The 16,591-nt window shown below is 70.2% G+C and carries 16 protein-coding genes; all 16 read left to right on the top strand.

Annotated elements, in window-relative coordinates; genetic code table 11:
- Positions 1–12: 12 nt before the first annotated feature.
- Positions 13–1,641, top strand: coding sequence for a GMC oxidoreductase (locus tag OG737_RS03610; protein WP_328924678.1), 1,629 nt, complete (start codon positions 13–15; stop codon positions 1,639–1,641).
- Complete coding sequence (locus OG737_RS03605; protein ID WP_328924677.1) at positions 1,634–2,245, top strand: DJ-1/PfpI family protein; 612 nt, start codon at positions 1,634–1,636, stop codon at positions 2,243–2,245. Before OG737_RS03610 ends, OG737_RS03605 begins: the two co-directional genes overlap by 8 nt.
- Positions 2,245–2,721, top strand: coding sequence for a VOC family protein (locus OG737_RS03600; RefSeq protein WP_328924676.1), 477 nt, complete (start codon positions 2,245–2,247; stop codon positions 2,719–2,721). Before OG737_RS03605 ends, OG737_RS03600 begins: the two co-directional genes overlap by 1 nt.
- Before the next feature lies 1 nt (position 2,722).
- Complete coding sequence (locus OG737_RS03595) at positions 2,723–4,546, top strand: AGE family epimerase/isomerase (protein ID WP_328924675.1); 1,824 nt, start codon at positions 2,723–2,725, stop codon at positions 4,544–4,546.
- Positions 4,547–4,583: 37 nt separating this feature from the next.
- A complete protein-coding gene (locus OG737_RS03590; protein WP_328924674.1) occupies positions 4,584–4,934 on the top strand; it encodes an STAS domain-containing protein in 351 nt (116 codons plus the stop codon).
- Positions 4,931–7,066, top strand: coding sequence for a glycogen debranching protein GlgX (glgX, locus tag OG737_RS03585; RefSeq protein ID WP_328924673.1), 2,136 nt, complete (start codon positions 4,931–4,933; stop codon positions 7,064–7,066). The genes OG737_RS03590 and glgX overlap by 4 nt, the downstream gene beginning before the upstream one ends.
- Positions 7,067–7,082: 16 nt before the next feature.
- Complete coding sequence (locus OG737_RS03580; protein ID WP_328924672.1) at positions 7,083–7,394, top strand: STAS domain-containing protein; 312 nt, start codon at positions 7,083–7,085, stop codon at positions 7,392–7,394.
- Positions 7,391–7,864 carry an anti-sigma regulatory factor gene (locus OG737_RS03575; RefSeq protein WP_328924671.1) on the top strand — a complete coding sequence of 158 codons (474 nt, stop codon included), beginning with the start codon at positions 7,391–7,393 and terminating at the stop codon, positions 7,862–7,864. Before OG737_RS03580 ends, OG737_RS03575 begins: the two co-directional genes overlap by 4 nt.
- Positions 7,846–9,102 carry a PP2C family protein-serine/threonine phosphatase gene (locus OG737_RS03570; RefSeq protein ID WP_328924670.1) on the top strand — a complete coding sequence of 419 codons (1,257 nt, stop codon included), beginning with the start codon at positions 7,846–7,848 and terminating at the stop codon, positions 9,100–9,102. The genes OG737_RS03575 and OG737_RS03570 overlap by 19 nt, the downstream gene beginning before the upstream one ends.
- The gene (locus tag OG737_RS03565) at positions 9,103–9,846 is read left to right on the top strand and encodes a MinD/ParA family protein (protein WP_328924669.1); all 744 of its coding nucleotides are present in this window, start codon (positions 9,103–9,105) and stop codon (positions 9,844–9,846) included.
- 69 nt (positions 9,847–9,915) lie between these two features.
- A complete protein-coding gene (locus tag OG737_RS03560) occupies positions 9,916–10,656 on the top strand; it encodes a type 1 glutamine amidotransferase domain-containing protein (protein ID WP_328924668.1) in 741 nt (246 codons plus the stop codon).
- Between the two features lie 33 nt (positions 10,657–10,689).
- The gene (locus tag OG737_RS03555) at positions 10,690–12,174 is read left to right on the top strand and encodes an aldehyde dehydrogenase family protein (protein ID WP_328924667.1); all 1,485 of its coding nucleotides are present in this window, start codon (positions 10,690–10,692) and stop codon (positions 12,172–12,174) included.
- Positions 12,111–12,830, top strand: a complete 720-nt coding sequence (locus tag OG737_RS03550; RefSeq protein ID WP_328924666.1) for an NAD(P)-binding domain-containing protein — start codon at positions 12,111–12,113, stop codon at positions 12,828–12,830. The genes OG737_RS03555 and OG737_RS03550 overlap by 64 nt, the downstream gene beginning before the upstream one ends.
- The gene (locus OG737_RS03545; protein WP_405921180.1) at positions 12,815–13,330 is read left to right on the top strand and encodes a (2Fe-2S)-binding protein; all 516 of its coding nucleotides are present in this window, start codon (positions 12,815–12,817) and stop codon (positions 13,328–13,330) included. The genes OG737_RS03550 and OG737_RS03545 overlap by 16 nt, the downstream gene beginning before the upstream one ends.
- Positions 13,331–13,335: 5 nt before the next feature.
- Positions 13,336–15,741: a xanthine dehydrogenase family protein molybdopterin-binding subunit gene (locus OG737_RS03540; protein ID WP_405921179.1), complete on the top strand. Its 2,406-nt coding sequence runs from the start codon at positions 13,336–13,338 to the stop codon at positions 15,739–15,741.
- The gene (locus OG737_RS03535; RefSeq protein WP_328924663.1) at positions 15,738–16,565 is read left to right on the top strand and encodes an FAD binding domain-containing protein; all 828 of its coding nucleotides are present in this window, start codon (positions 15,738–15,740) and stop codon (positions 16,563–16,565) included. Before OG737_RS03540 ends, OG737_RS03535 begins: the two co-directional genes overlap by 4 nt.
- Positions 16,566–16,591 lie beyond the last annotated feature (26 nt).

Genomic DNA, 16,591 nt, shown 5'->3' with positions numbered 1-16,591 from the left:
GGGGGAGATCTCGTGGGTGTCTCCGAGACCGAAGAGTACGACTACGTCGTCGTGGGATCCGGCACCGCGGGCAGCGTGCTGGCGAGCCGCCTCTCCGAGGACCCGGACGTCAGCGTCCTCGTCCTGGAGGCGGGCGGATCCCGTATCCCGCCCGAGGTGGACGACCCGTCCTCCTGGTACAAGCTGCTCGGCGGGCCCGTGGACTGGGGCTACACCAGCACCCCGCAGCCCGGCCTGGGCGGCCGCCGCACGTACGAACCGCGCGGCAAGGCCCCCGGCGGCAGCAGCAACCTCTACATCATGATGCACATCCGGGGCCACGCCTCGGACTTCGACAACTGGGCCTACCAGGGCGCGGCCGGCTGGGCGCACGAGGACGTGCTCCCGTACTTCTCCCTCCTGGAGGGCCAGGAGGACGCCACCGCCGCCACCACCGGCACCCGCGGCCCGCAGCGCATCACCAACGCCGGGCAGCACGGCCCCAACCCGGTCTCCCGCGCCTTCATCGACGCGGCCGTCGAGCTGGGGCACCAGGAGATCGCCGACTTCAACACCGACGGTCCCCGCCGCGGCCTCTTCGGCACCGGCTGGCACCACATCGACGTGGCCGACGGCCGCCGCCAGGGCACCCTCGCCGCGTACCTGGAGCCCGCGCTCGACCGCCCCAACCTGACCCTGCGCACCAGTGCGCAGAGCACCCGGCTGCTGTTCGACGGGGACACCTGCACGGGCGTCGAGTACGTCCAGCTCCAGGCCCCCGCCACGCTTTCGGGCAGCGACGTCCCGGGCCGCACCGTCCGCGACAGCCACAGCGCCACCGCCGAGCCCGGCCCGCACACCGTACGGGCCCGCCGGGAGGTGATCGTGGCCGCCGGGGCGATCGAATCCCCCAAGCTGCTGCTGCTCTCCGGCATCGGGCACCCGCACCAGCTGCGCGAACACGGCATCGAGGTCACCGCGGCCCTGCCCGGGGTCGGCGAGAACTTCCACAACCACGTCCTGACCGGTCTGATGGCCGAGGTCACCCAGGAGCTCCCGCCGCCGGCGCAGAACCTGTCGGAGAGCGCTCTGTTCCTGTCCTCCCAGCCGGGACTGCCCGCGCCGGACCTGCAGATCGCCTTCGTCCACGTGCCCTTCGACGTGATCGTCGGCCAGGACCACCCGAACACGGTGTCCATCCTGCCCGGTGTCGTACGGCCCGTCTCACGCGGCTGGATCAAGCTCGCCAGCGCCGACCCGCTGGCCCACCCGCTGATCAACCCGAACTACCTGGGCGACCGCTGGGACCTGGAGCGGATGGTGCAGGGCATCAAGATCGCCCGGGAGATCTTCGCGACCTCCGCCTTCTCACCCTGGTACAAGCAGGAGCTCCAGCCCGGGCCGGGCACCGTGACCGACGACGACCTGCGCACCTTCGCGAAGCAGAAGTCGGAGAGTTACCACCACCAGGCCGGCTCCTGCCGGATGGGCATCGACGACCTCTCCGTCGTCGACCCCGAGCTGCGGGTGCACGGCGTACGGAACCTGCGCGTCGTCGACGCGAGCGTGATGCCCGCGGTCCCGTCGGGCAACTGCCACACCGCCATCGCGATGATCGCCGAGCGCGCGGCGGACTTCCTGAAGGGGGTGTCCCGTGCCTGATGCCGTCCTGCGTGAGGGCGCGCTGAGCGGGACCCGCATCGCGGTCCTGGTCGAGAGCGACTTCTACGAGCCGGAGATCTTCTACTACCAGCACCGGTTCGCGGAGGAAGGCGCCGAGGTCGACTTCCTGACCCGGCTGTGGGGCAACGACTCCATCACCTTCTCCGGCCACGAGTACCGGGCGCCCTTCACCGCCAGCCAGTCCCTGGAGGGGCTGAGCGACGAGGACCTGCGCCGGTACTCGGCGATCATCGTGCCCTCGGGCATGGTGGCCGACCGGCTGCGCTACACCGAGGACGTGGACCAGCTGGCCCCGGCGACGGAGCTGCTGCGCCGGGCCTTCGAGGAGCCGACGGTCCTCAAGGGGATCATCTGCCACGGCATGTGGCTGGCCTCCTCGATCCCCGGCAAGATCCGCGGCCGCAAGGTGGTCTGCCACAACAACCTCATCGGTGACGTCCGCAACATGGGCGGAGAGTACGTCGACGAGGACGTGGTGGTCGACGGGGACCTGGTCACCGGCCGCACCGGCGCCCACCACCACCTCTTCGCCCGCCGGATCATCGAGCTGATCGCGGCCGGGCGGGGCCGGGGGCAGGCCTGATGGCCGGGCTGGTCTGGTCGCACGTGGGCCTGAACTGCACGGACCAGAAGACCACCGAGGAGTTCTACACCCGCTACTTCGGCTTCACCCGGGCCCGGGTGGTCGACCTGGGGGAGGCCCAGATCGTGTTCCTGCGCAAGGGGGACGCGTACCTGGAGCTCTTCGCGGCCGGCGCCGAACCGGCCGGCCCGGCACTGGGGGTCCCCCCAGCGGTAGCCGGAGACGGGCCGCAGGCCCCGGGGCGGATGCGCCACCTGGCCTTCCAGACCGACAGCGTGGACGCGTTCCTGGCCGAGCTGGGCGACGCGGCCGAAGTGACCCTGGGGCCGCTGGACTTCGACGACTTCATCTGCGGCTGGCGGACCGTGTGGATCCGCGACCCCGACGGAGTGATCGTCGAAGTCAGCCAGGGATACGAGGACGACAGCACTCACGACCGTACTCACGAGGGCTCTCACGACAAGGACGGTGCATGACATGGCGGATGCCGTGAGCTTCTCCTTCTCCGACACCATCGCCGGATACGTCACCCGCTTCGACTCCGGCTCGCGCGTACTGGGTCTGAAGACCTCCGACGGGCGTGCGTTCGACGTCTCGCTCGCCGGTGACCCCAGCGCCGAGCTGGTGCGCAACCTGGACGAGCCCTACATCGACGCGTCCGGGCACATCGACGAGATGCTTTCGCCCGGCCGGTTCCTCTTCGTCTACGGAGTCCACTACCCGGAGCACGGCGGGCGTTTCGACGCCAAGCGCCTGGTGTTCCTGGGCCGCGGCGCCGAGGACTTCCGCTTCGAGGAGCCCAGCTGGTGGATCAAGCAGATCGAGTCGCTGGCCGACTTCTACAAGCGGGCGCAGTTCGGCGACGGGCCGGTGGACTTCACCGAGTACCGCACCGAGATCCGGCTCGGCGGTGACAAGACCGCGAGCCACGTCCAGGAGACCGACACGATCTCCCGCCTGGTCTACGGCATGGCCTCGGCCTACCTGCTGACCGGCAAGGACGAGTACCTGGAGGTCGCCGAGCGCGGCACCGAGTACCTGCGCAAGCACATGCGGGTCGTGGACAGCGAGGAGGACGTGGTCTTCTGGTACCACGGCATCAGCGTCGACGGGGACAGCGAGCGAAAGCTGTTCACCTCGGAGTTCTCCGACGACTACGACGCGATCCCGATGTACGAGCAGATCTACGCGCTGGCCGGCCCCATCCAGACGTACCGCGTCACCGGTGACATCCGGATCAAGAACGACGCGGACGCCACCATCCGGCTGTTCGACAAGTTCTTCTTCGACCCGGAGCAGGGCGGCTACTACTCGCACATCGACCCGATCCTCTTCAGCGCCGACCACGAGTCCCTCGGTGAGAACGCCGAGCGCAAGAACTGGAACTCGGTCGGCGACCACGCGCCCGCGTACCTGATCAACCTGTACCTGGCGACCGGCGACCAGAAGTACGCCGACTTCCTCGAGTACACCTTCGACACCATCGCGGACAAGTTCCCGGACTACAAGAACAGCCCCTTCGTCCAGGAGCGCTTCAACCGCGACTGGTCGCACGACAAGGCGCACAGCTGGCAGCAGGACCGCGCCGTCGTCGGCCACAACCTGAAGATCGCCTGGAACCTGATGCGGATGAACTCGCTGAAGGCCAAGCCGGCGTACGAGCAGCTCGCCAAGAAGATCGGCGAGATCATGCCGGCGGTCGGCAGCGACGTGCAGCGCGGCGGCTGGTACGACGTCGTCGAGCGGGTCAAGTCCGGTGACCAGGAGACGTATCGTTTCGCCTGGCACGACCGCAAGGCCTGGTGGCAGCAGGAGCAGGCGATCCTCGCCTACCTCATCCTGAACGGCACGGTCGGCGGCGAGGCGAACCTGCGCGAGGCCCGGCAGGCGCAGGCCTTCTACAACACCTTCTTCCTCGACCACGACGAGGGCGCCGTCTACTTCAACGTGCTCGCCAGCGGTACGCCGTACCTGCTCGGCACCGAGCGGCTCAAGGGCAGCCACTCGATGTCCATGTACCACTCGGCGGAGCTCTGCTACCTCTCCGCCGTCTACAACAACCTCCTCGTCAACGGCCGGGAGATGGACTTCCACTTCCAGCCCGACCCGACCAACCTGCCCGACCGCGTCCTGCGCGTCTCGCCCGACCTGCTCCCGGCCGGCTCGGTGCGGATCGCGTCCGTCGAGATCGACGAGAAGCCGTACACGGACTTCGACGCCGAAGCCCTCACCGTACGGCTGCCCGATGTCCAGGGGCGGGTGAAGGTCAAGGTCCGGCTGCGTCCAGTGGCCAAGAAGTAGCGCTCAACGGGGGGCGCCCCAAACAGAGGGGAATGCAATGACTCTCAACGTCAAGGAACGCCGGAACAAGACGGGCACCGTGCTCGTCGCCACCGGTGAGATCAACAGCGAGACATCCGGAGCGCTGCTCCAGGCCCTGCTGCCGCTGGTCCGTGAGGGCAAGCCGCTGAAGATCGACCTCACGGCGGTCACCTACGTCTCCAGCGCGGGCCTGCGCACCCTGCTCGTCGTCTACCGCGAGGCGCAGCACGCCGGCGTCGCCGTCACCCTCTACGGGGTGAGCGAGGAAGTCCGGTTCGTCATGTCGGCCACCGGCTTCCTCGACTTCTTCGAGACCGGCGAGGCCGCCGCCGCGGCCGCCAAGGCCAAGGCCAAGGCCGCGCGATGAGCGAGTCCCAGTCCGAGCAGGTCCTGCGCGTCGACGCGTACCCGACCCACGAGGTGGGCGGGTACCGCGTCCGCGCGGGCAAACCGTTCCCGTTCGGGGCCAACGTGGTCCCCGGCGGGGTCAGCTTCTCCGTCTTCTCCGACCAGGCCACCTCCATGACCCTGGTCATCTACAAGCGCGGAGAGCCCGAGCCGATGGCCGAGCTGCAGTTCCCCGAGGAATTCCGCACCGGCAGCGTCTTCGCCATGACGGTCTTCGGCCTCGACCACGAGAACATCGAGTACGGGTACCGGGCCGACGGCCCCTACGACCCGGTCACCGGCCACCGCTTCGACGCCCGGCAGGTACTCTCCGACCCGTACGCCCGGCTGATCGCCGGCCGCGACGTGTGGGGCGTGGAGCCGGACCGCAGCCGCGGCTACCAGTACCGCTCCCGGGTCTGCCTCCAGGACTTCGACTGGGGCGACGACACCCCGCTGGGCATCCCCGCCGAGGACCTCGTCGTCTACGAGACCCACGTGCGCGGCTTCACCCGGCACCCCTCCTCGGGCGTCACCGCCCCCGGCACCTTCGCGGGGCTGCGCGAGAAGATCCCGTACCTCAAGGAACTCGGGGTGAACTGCATCGAGCTGCTCCCCGTGTTCGAGTTCGACGAGAGCGACAACCCGCGCTCCAACCCGGAGACCGGCGAGAAGCTCTTCGACTACTGGGGCTACAACACCATCTCGTTCTTCGCGCCGAAGGCCGGCTACGCGGCCACCGGCCGGTACGGGATGCAGGGCGACGAGTTCCGCACCCTGATCAAGGACCTGCACGCCGCCGGCATCGAGGTCATCCTCGACGTCGTCTTCAACCACACCGCCGAGGGCAACGAGCAGGGGCCGACGATCTCCTTCAAGGGGCTCGACAACGCCACGTACTACATGCTCACGCCCGAGGGGTACTACTTCAACTTCAGCGGCACGGGCAACACGGTCAACTGCAACCACCCCGTCGTGCGCAACTACGTGCTCGACTGCCTGCGCCACTGGGTCGCCGACTACCACATCGACGGCTTCCGCTTCGACCTCGCGGCCATCCTCGGCCGGGCCCTGGACGGCACCCCGCTGCCCAACCCGCCGCTGCTGGAACTGCTCGCCTTCGACCCCGTCCTGCGGCACACCAAGCTCATCGCCGAGGCCTGGGACGCGGGCGGCCTCTACGAGGTCGGCAACTTCCCGGCGTACGGCCGCTGGGCGGAGTGGAACGGCAAGTACCGCGACACCGTGCGCAGCTTCCTCAAGGGCGACCCCGGGGTGACCGGCGAACTGGCCACCCGCATCGCCGGCTCGCCGGACCTCTACTCCAGCCGCGGGACCTCGGCGTCCGTCAACTTCCTGACGGCGCACGACGGTTTCACCCTCGCCGACCTGGTCTCCTACAACGACAAGCACAACGAGGCCAACGGCGAGGGCAACAACGACGGCGGCAACGACAACGCCAGCTGGAACTGCGGCGCCGAGGGGCCGACCGACGACCCCGAGGTGAGCGCGCTGCGGCTGCGCCAGATGAAGAACGCCCTCGCGATCCTCTTCACCAGCCAGGGCATCCCGATGCTGCTGGCCGGGGACGAGGTCGCACGCACCCAGCAGGGCAACAACAACACGTACTGCCAGGACAACGAGCTCTCGTGGTTCGACTGGGACCAGGTCGACGACAACGCCGAACTGCTCCGGTTCACGCGGGAGATGATCGAATTCCGCAAGCACCACCGCGAGCTGCGCTCCACCGCCCACCCCACCGGACAGGTCCGCGAGAACGGCCTGCCGGACATCAGCTGGCACGGGGAGCGGGCCTGGCAGCCCGACTGGTCGGCCGAGAGCCGGCTGCTCGCGGTGGCCCGCTGCGGCGCCGGTGACGACGACGTGGTGTACGTGGCCATGAACTCGCACTGGGAGTCGCACGACCTGGAACTGCCCGCGCTGCCCGGCGGGCGGAGCTGGCACCTGTTCGCCGACACGGGGGCCGAGGCACCGTACGACATCCGCACTCCGGGTACCGAGCAGGAACTGGACAACGCCGGGAAGTACCTGATCGGCCCGCGGTCGGTCGTGATCCTGGTGGGCCGTACCAATGATCCCGAGATGCTGTGACCGAAGGAGACCTGACATGCCGCTTTCCGTGTCCCTGAGCATCGAGGGCGACACCACCGTGATCGAGCTGACGGGCGAGCTGGACGCCAAGACCGCGCCGGACTTCCACCAGACCATCGAGAAGGCCGCCGGACACGGCACCAGCACCGTCGAGATCAGGATGGCCGGCGTCGGCTACATGGCCAGCGCCGGACTCCGCTCCCTGGTCTTCGCCCAGCAGAAGGTCGCGAACAACGTCACCATCAAGGTGGTCGGTGCCATCGAGCCCGTGTCCCGGACCATCCGGACGGCAGGGCTCGACCGCAGCATCCTCCTCTCCGATGAGTGACCACCGTGAGTGACATGGTCGAACTGGCGAGGACGCCCGTCGTACTGGAGGTGCCCGCGACGGTGGGGGCACTGGGCGAGATCGCCTCGTTCGTCCTGCGGCTGGCCGGACGGGCGGGCCTGGACAAGGGCGCCGCCTACCGGCTCCGGCTGGCCGTGGACGAGCTGGCCACGAACATCGTGATGCACGGGTACCGGGGCGGCGACGGACGGATCACCGTCCGCGGCCGCTCCGGCCCGGGCGGGGTGCAGATCACCATCGAAGACGCCGCACCCGCCTTCGACCCCGTCGAAGGCCGCCTCCCGCCCGTCCCCGGGGTCGCCCCCGAGGACCGGCGGATCGGCGGTCTCGGCATCCATCTGGCACTGACCAGCGTGGACGAGTTCAGCTATGCGCACAGGGACGGCCGCAACATCAGCATGCTGACAGTGAAGGCTGAGGGGACGGACCCATGCCCTCCACGACCGTGATCATCCTCGACGAGTACCCGCCACCGCCGCCCGAGCTGCTGACGGCGCTGCGGACCATGGACGCGGAACTCGTCACCCGCACGCTGACGGAGCTCCGGGACGGCCCGCAGGAGCTGCTGCCCGTCGCGGACGTGCTGCTCGCCCCGGCCGAATCCGACGGGGAGTCCGTGCGGACGGCCGTACGCCGGCTGCGCCGCTGGGCCGGGGCCCCCATCGTGGTCGTCTGGACGGTGACCGAGTTCGCCGCCCTGGAGGAACACGTCCGGATCGGGCACGACTACCTCGTACCTCCCTTCCTGCCCACCCTGGTCGGGGCCCGCCTGCACAGCTGCTCGGAGCGCGCCGGACTCGGCCGCACCCTGCGCGAAGCCGACGCCCGCGCCGAACTCATGGGCTACGAGAAGGAGCTGGAGATCGGCCGGGAGATCCAGGCCGGGTTCCTGCCCGAATCGCTGCCCGTCCCGGACGGCTGGGAGATCGACGTCCGGTTCCGGCCCGCACGCCAGGTCGCCGGGGACTTCTACGACGTCTTCGAGATCTCCCGCGGCCGCCGGCTCGCCTTCGTCGTCGCCGACGTCTGCGACAAGGGGGTCGGGGCGGCGCTCTTCATGGCGCTCATCCGCTCGCTGCTGCGGCACACCGCGGAGAACAGCGGCCTCCAGCACCTGGTCGCCGGACGCGCGGGCGGCAGCCGGCGGATCCCGGTGGTCGGTGCCACCCCGCTGCTCAACGCGGTCACCGCCACCAACGGCTACCTCACCCGCAACCACCTGCGCCAGGGCTACTTCGCCACCCTGTTCTTCGGCGTGCTCGACCCGCTGACCGGCAGCCTCGTCTACATCAACGGCGGCCACAACCCGCCGCTGCTGCTGCGCGCCGACGGCAGCCGGCCCATCGCGCTGGACGTCACCGGCCCGGCCGTCGGGGTCCTGCCCGACTGCGTGTACACCCTGGGCTACGCCCAGCTGGACCACGGCGACACGCTCTTCGCCTTCACGGACGGCGTCCCCGAGGCCCGCTGCCCCAACGGCAGCTTCCTCGGCGACGAACGGATGCTGGAACTGCTCGCCGGCGCCCCGGTGAGCGGCAAGGACGTGGTCGACCGGATGGACTGGGCGGTGCGAGAGCACACCGGCACCGCCGAACAGCACGACGACGTCACCATGCTGGCCCTGCACCGGCCACGCGCGGCGCGGGGGCCGTACGCGGACGGTGCCCGTCACAAGGTGGTGGCCTAAGTGACCCGCACCATCGTGGTGCACTCGCACCGCGGTGGGACGGGCAAGTCCTCGGTACTGGCGAACCTCGCGCTGCTGATCGCGGCCGGGGGGCGCCGGGTGGGAGTGGTGGACACCGACATCCAGTCACCCACCTTGGACCTGCTGTTCCGGCTCGGACCCGGCGCCTCCCTGGCCGACTACCTGCTCGGCCGCTGCGAGATCGAGGCGGCGGCCCAGCAGGTGGGCGCGCCCGGGCTGTACGTCGTACCGGCCCGGACCGGCACCGCGGCCCTGCGCGAGCTCATGACCAGCGGCTACGACGTGGGTCTGCTCCCGGAGGGGTTCGACCGGCTGGCCGGGCACTACGCCCTCGACGTACTGCTGCTCGACACCCACGCCGGGCTGAACAACGAGTCGGTCACCGCCATGGCGAGCGCCGACGTACTGATGATCATGGCCCGGGCCGACCGGATCGACCTCTCCGGGGTCGAGGAGACCATCGCCCTCGCGGGGCGCCTGGCCTGCCGGCGGACCGTGGTGCTGAGCATGGCCCCCGAGGGCATCGACCGGGTAGAGGCCCGGCGGCGCGCCGAGGAGGTCTACTGCGCACCCCTGGCCGGGATCCTTCCGTACTCGCCGGAAATGGCGGCGCTGTACGGAGAGCGCATATTCGCAGAAGCCCATCCCGACCACCCCCTGGTCGGTGAATTCCGCACCATCATCTCGGCGTTGGACGCACGTGACGAAGTATCGCGGGCCTGACGCCGTCCCCTTACGCCCCCTGCGGGCGCCGTGTTGAATCGGCAGCGAATCCAGAACAAGGAGAGAATCATGAAGATTCTCGTCGTCATGACGGCCAAGGCCACGCTCCATCTACTGGACGGCGAACAGCACCCCTCGGGATTCTGGGCCGAGGAATTCGTCGTTCCCTTTACGTTGTTCAAGGCCGCGGGCCACGCCGTGGACGTCGCGACGATCGGTGGCCAGGTTCCGACCGTCGACCAGACGAGCATCGATCCCCAGTTCCTCCAGTGGGTCCGGCCGCAGGGCTCGCCGGACGAGGACGCGGCCAACGCCGCCGAGTACGTCCGGGTCATCGGGAACACCCCCCAGCTGAAGGCCCCCATCGCGCTGGAGTCCCTGACCGAGAAGGACATCGCCGACTACGACGGCGTGTACATCAGCGGCGGTCACGGCGCGATCGGCGACCTGCCGAAGTCCGACGAACTCGCGCAGATCCTGCGCTGGATCATCGCCCAGGACAAGCCGCTCGCCACCGTGTGCCACGGCCACACCTCGCTGCTCGCGCTGCGCGACGGCGAAGGCCGCTGGCCCTTCGAGGGCTACCGGATGACGGCCTTCTCGCACAGCGAGGAGCTCGTCACCAACATGGCCGGCCGACTCCCGCTGATCCTGGAGGTCGAGCTCACCCGGCTCGGCGCCCGCTACGAGAAGGCCGAGGCGATCTGGGACTCGCACGTCGTCGTGGACCGCAAACTGACCACCGGTCAGAACCCGTACTCCTCCAAGGCCCTCGCCGAGACGTTCTTATCGCAGCTCGCGAAGGGCTAGTACCGCCCCCGCATCCGACACCGGAAGGCAGCCATGACCAAGCGCGCGCTCAGCGACCAGCCCTTGGCCAACCCCGGGAAACTGTTCATCGGCGGCAAATGGGTTCCCGCCCAGGACGGCCGTACCGAACCGGACATCAGCCCCGTGGACGGCCAGGAGATCGTGCCGGTGGCCCAGGCCACCGCCGCCGACGCGGACGCGGCCGTCGCCGCCGCCCGCAAGGCGTACGAGGAAGGTCCGTGGAGCAGACTCTCCGCCCAGGAGCGCGCGCTCAGGCTGAACCGGGTCGGTGAGCTCATCGAGCGCGACCTGGAGGAGATCGCCCTGCTGGAGACCGTGGACATGGGCAAGCCGTTCGCGTTCTCCAGCACGGTCGACGCTCCCATGGCCGCCCAGCTCATGCACTACTACGCCGGTGCGGTGACCCGCGTCGACGGCTCCTCGCGGGCGCCGGCCGGCGGGCAGCTGGCCTACACCCTGCGCGAGCCGCTGGGCGTGGTCTGCGCCATCACCCCGTTCAACTTCCCGCTGCTGCTGTCGATGACGAAGATCGCACCGGCGCTGGCGGCGGGGAACACGGTCGTCCACAAGCCCTCCCCGGCCACCCCGCTCACCGCCCTGAAGATCGCCGAGCTCTTCCAGGAGGCGGAGATCCCGGACGGTGTGCTGAACGTGATCACCGGTCCTGGCGTGGAACTGGGGGAGACCCTCACCGACCACCCGGACATCGACAAGATCGCCTTCACCGGTTCCACCGTGGTCGGCCAGTCCATCATCCGCAAGGCGGCCGGCACCCTGAAGAAGGTGACGATGGAACTCGGCGGCAAGTCCGCCAACATCGTCTTCGCCGACGCCGACCTCGATGCCGCCGAGGAGCTCGCCTTCTTCGGCATCTACTACAACAAGGGCGAGATCTGCACCGCCGGCTCCCGCCTGCTCCTGCACCGGCCCATCCACGACGAGATGGTCGAACGCCTGGTCCGCCGGGCCGCCGCCCTCAAGCCGGGCGACCCCCGCGACCCCGCCACGCTGTTCGGGCCGCTGGCCCACCGCGGCCAGTTCGACAAGGTCAGCTCGTACATAGAGGTCGGCGAGAAGGAAGGCGCGGTCCTGCGCACGGGCGGCAGCGGGTGGACCCCCGAGGGCGCCTCCAGCCAGGGCCTCTACTTCCTGCCGACCGTCTTCACCGGCGTCGACAACGGGATGCGGATCGCCCAGGAGGAGATCTTCGGGCCGGTCCTGTCGATCATCCCCTTCGACACCGAGGACGACGCCGTACGCATCGCCAACGACAGCGCGTACGGCCTCGCCGCCGGAGTCCACACCAAGGACCTGCGGCGCGCCCACCGCGTCGCCTCGCAGATCAAGGCGGGCACGGTCTGGGTCAATTGCTACAACCAGTACGACCCCTCCGTCCCCTACGGCGGCTACAAGGCCTCCGGCTACGGCCGCGAATGCGGACCCGAGTCGCTGGAGAGCTACACCCAGACCAAGTCGGTCTGGATCGGCATGGACTGACACCGCGGGCCGCGCGGAATCCAGAGATCGAGGAGCGTCACATGCGGACAGGCATCATCGGCACCGGACGGATCGGCACGGTCCTCGCACGGATCCTGGTGGCGGCAGGCCACGAAGTCGTGCTGGCCAACGCCCGGGGCCCGCAGACCCTCGGCCCGCTCGTGGCCGAACTGGGCCCGGCGGCCTCGGCGGCGCACCCCCTCAAGGCCGCCGGGCAGGCCGAACTCCTGGTGCTGATGGTGCCGTTCGACAGCGTGCGGGGCCTGCTGCAGCCGCACGTCGTACAGGACAAGGTGCTGGTGGACGCCACGAACGCGTTCAGCGGCCCCGGCGCCCCCGCCGACCTCGGCGGCCGGGGCTCCAGCGACCTGGTCGCCGAGTGGTATCCGGGCGCACAGGTCGTGAAATCCCTCAACACCATGCACTTCGAAACTCTCGCAGTCGCCGGCACCGCTGCCGGTGAGCGCCTGGCGCATTTCACGGCGGGCGACGACGGGAAAGCGAAGGAAATCGTCGCGGGAATCATCACGGATCTCGGATTCGCGCCCGTAGACACCGGCCCGCTGCACTCCGGGGGAATTCTCCAGCAGCCCGGCGGGCCCCTCTTCAACCGGCCGCTCACGGAAGCGCAGGCGCTGGCATGGATATCACACTGAACGTGAACGGAAGACCCGAGCAGTTCTCGGCGCAGCCGAACGAACTGCTCGTGGAACGACTCCGCGACGGCCTCGGACTGACCGGCACCAAAGTCGGCTGCGACACCGGCCAGTGCGGCACCTGCGTCGTCCAGCTGGACGGCAGGTCGGTCAAGAGCTGCCTGATCCTCACCGCCTCGGCCGCCGGCTCCGAGGTCGCCACCATCGAGGGCGTCACCACGGCCGGCGGCGAACTGACCGGGCTGCAGGAGGCACTGCGCCAGGAGCACGGCACCCAGTGCGGGTTCTGCACCCCCGGCATGGTCATGGCCCTCGGCGAGCTGGTCGACAGCACGGCCGGCGGCGAGGCCCCCACCGAGCCCGAGATCCGTGAGTGGCTCACCGGCAACCTGTGCCGTTGCACCGGCTACCACAGCGTCGTCCGCGGAGTGCAGAGGGCCTGCGCGGCCGCCCGCGCCGAAGCGCCCGCCGGCTCCGCCGCTGCCGGACAGGAGGCGTGAGGGACATGACCACAGTGACGGGGGAGAGCGCTCTCCAGGGGAACGGCATCCTCGGCAAGCCGCTGGACAGCCGCGAGGACCCGCAGCTCCTGCGCGGCGAGGCCACGTACGTCGGGGACATCGACCTGCCGGGCACGGCCCACATGGCCATCCTGGGCAGCCCGGTCGCCCACGCGAAGATCCTCTCCATCGAGACGAAGGCGGCGGAGCAGCTGCCCGGCGTGCTGAAGGTGGCCACCGCCGCCGACTTCACCGACGTCATGCCGCTGCCGTGCATCTGGATACCCGGCGGGGTCGAGAGCCACTTCCCGCCCCACCCCTACGGACTTCCCGGCGCCCGCCCGGTCCTCACCGGCGACACCGTGCGCCACGTCGGCGACCCCATCGCCGTGGTGGTCGCCGAGACCCCGCGCCAGGCCGCCGCCGCGCTGGCCGCCATCGCCGTCGAGTACGAGCCGCTGCCCGTGGTGACCCGGGCCGACGAGGCGCTCGCCGAGGGCGCGCCCCAGCTGCACGAGGCCGTCCCGGGCAATCTGAACGCGTATTGGACCTGCGGCGACAAGGACCGCACCGACGCGGCCATCGCCGAGGCCGAGGTCACCGTCGAGCTCGACCTCGTGAACCAGCGCACCATCAACAGCCCCATCGAGCCGCGCGGAGCGGTCGGCGACTACAACGCCGCCACCGGCGAGTACACCCTCTACGCCTCCACCCAGGGACCGCACAACCACCGCTTCCTGCTCTCCGCGCTGGTCCTCGGCATCCCCTTCAACAAACTCCGGGTGATCGCCCCGACCGTCGGCGGCAGCTTCGGCACCAAGGGGTACCTGTACCCCGACATGGCGCTGGTCCTGCTGCTGTCCAAGGCGCTCGGCCGGCCCGTGAAGTGGGTGGACACCCGTACCGGGCTGATGAACTCCACCGTGCAGGGCCGCGACCACCGCCAGCACGTCGTCCTCGCCGGCACCCGCGACGGCCGCATCACCGCCGTGCGCTGCACGAGCTACGCCAACCTCGGCGCGTACCCCTCGACGATCGGCCCCGGCGTCGCCACCGCCCTGATGGGCCGCTCCATCAGCGGGATGTACGACATCGACGCCGCCTTCTGCGAGGTCTACGCCGCCTTCACCAACACCGTCTCGCTCGGCGCCCAGCGCGGCAGCGGGCGCGCCGAGGCCGCCTTCCTCATGGAACGCCTGGTCGACCGGTACGCCTCCGAGATCGGCATGGACCCGGCGGTGGTGCGGCGCAAGAACCTGGTGCCGACGGAGAAGTTCCCGTACGACAACGGCCTCGGCTGGACCTACGACTCCGGGAACTACCAGCTGAACTTCGACCGGGCCATCGAGCTGTCGGGCTACGCCGACATGCCCGCACGCAAGGCGGAGGCCCGCACCCGCGGCAAGCGCCTGGGCGTCGGCATCGCCACGTACGTCGCGATCTGCGGGGTCGGCCCCTCCACCCGGATGTCCAAGGAGGGCATGCTCGGCGGCACCTGGGAGAGCGCGAACGTCCGCGTCCACCCGACCGGCGAGGTCACCGTCACCGTCGGTTCCGCCTCCACCGGCCAGAGCCACGGCACCGTCTTCGCGCAGGTCGCCGCCGACGAGCTCGGCATCGACCCGGCCCAGGTCCAGGTGTACGAGGGGGACACGCTGAAGGCCCCGTACGGACAGGGCACCTACGGCTCGCGCTCCTACAGCATGGCCGCGCCCGCCGTCGCCCTCACCGCCCGGAAGATCAAGGCCAAGCTGGTCAAGGCCGGCGCGGTCTTCCTGGGCATCCCCGAGGACAAGGTCGTCTACGAGGGCGGCAAGGTCTTCGAGGAGGGCAACGCGGAGAACACCAAGACCTTCGCCGAGCTGGCGATGGCCATGTGGTACGGCTGGGGTCTGCCCCCGGAGATCGAGCCCGCGCTCGACGAGACCACCCACTTCGACCCGCCGGACTTCAACTACCCCTTCGGGACCCACGTCGCGGTCGTCGAGGTGGACGAGCTGACGGGCGAGACCGAGGTCGTCGCCTACACCGCGGTCGACGACGCCGGGAACATCGGCAACCCGAAGGTGGTCCTCGGCCAGATCGAGGGCAGCATCGTCCACGGGCTCGGCCAGGCCCTCATGGAGGCCGCCGAGTACGACGAGAACGGGCTGCTCGTCAGCGCCGACCTGAACCACTACGCCCTGCCGCGCGCCACCGACGCGCCGTTCTTCTCCCTCGACAAGACGTGCACGCCCAGCCCGCACAACCCGCTCGGCGCCAAGGGCGCCGGCGAGATCGCCACCGTCCCGCCCGCCGCGGCCGTCGTCAACGCCGTCGTCGACGCCCTCTCCGACCTGGGCGTCACGCACATCGACATGCCGCTCACCCCCGAGAAGGTCTGGCGCCGCCTGAGAGGGGAAGCCCAGTGATCCTCACCGAATTCGACTACGTCCGGCCCGCGGGCCTCGACGAGGCGCTCACCCTGCTGTCCGGGACGCGCGGCGCCCGGGTACTGGCAGGAGGCCAGAGCCTGCTGCCCGACCTGCGTGCCGGCGCCGACCAGGCCGGGCTGCTCGTCGACATCCGGCGGCTGGAGGAGCTGCGGGGCATCACGCGCACCCCCGACGGACCGCGGCTGCGGATCGGATCCCTCACCACGCTCGCCGAGCTTTCCGCCGACCCGCTGGTGCTCGCCGGGGCACCGGAACTGGCCGCCGCGGCCCGCGCCAACGGCGACCCCCAGGTCCGCAACCTCGGTACCGTCGGCGGCAACCTCGCCGCCGGCGGCCGGGCCACCGACCTGCCGGTCGCCGCCATCGCCGCCGACGGCGAGGTCGAACTCGCCGGTCCCGGCGGGCGGTCGACCGTACCCGCCGAGGAGTTCGCGGCCGCCGGCGCACCCGCCGGCACGGTCGTCACCGCCCTGCTGGTGCCCGCCGCGGGACGGGCCGCCGCCTTCGAGAAGACCGCCGACCGGGCCACCCGCTACCCGGTGTGCGCCACCGCCGTACGGATCACCCCCGACGGACCGCGCATCGCCGTCACCGGAGCCACCGCCCGCCCGCTGCGGCTGCGCGCGGTCGAGGACCGGCTGCGCGGGGGCCCGTACACCACGGACGCCGTACTCGCGGCGTTCCGCGCCGAGCCCCGGGAGCTCTTCGTCCCCGGGCGCGGCACCTCGGCCGAATACCTCGGCCACCTCGCGGGGGTGCTCACGGCCCGCGCGCTGGCGAGGGCCCAGGCCCTCGCCTGACCGTCATCACGGGTCCCACGCGGGGT

The organism is Streptomyces sp. NBC_00122, assembly GCF_045160845.1.
Taxonomy (GTDB): Bacteria; Actinomycetota; Actinomycetes; order Streptomycetales; family Streptomycetaceae; genus Streptomyces.
This window is presented reverse-complemented; position numbering and strand designations above follow the sequence as displayed.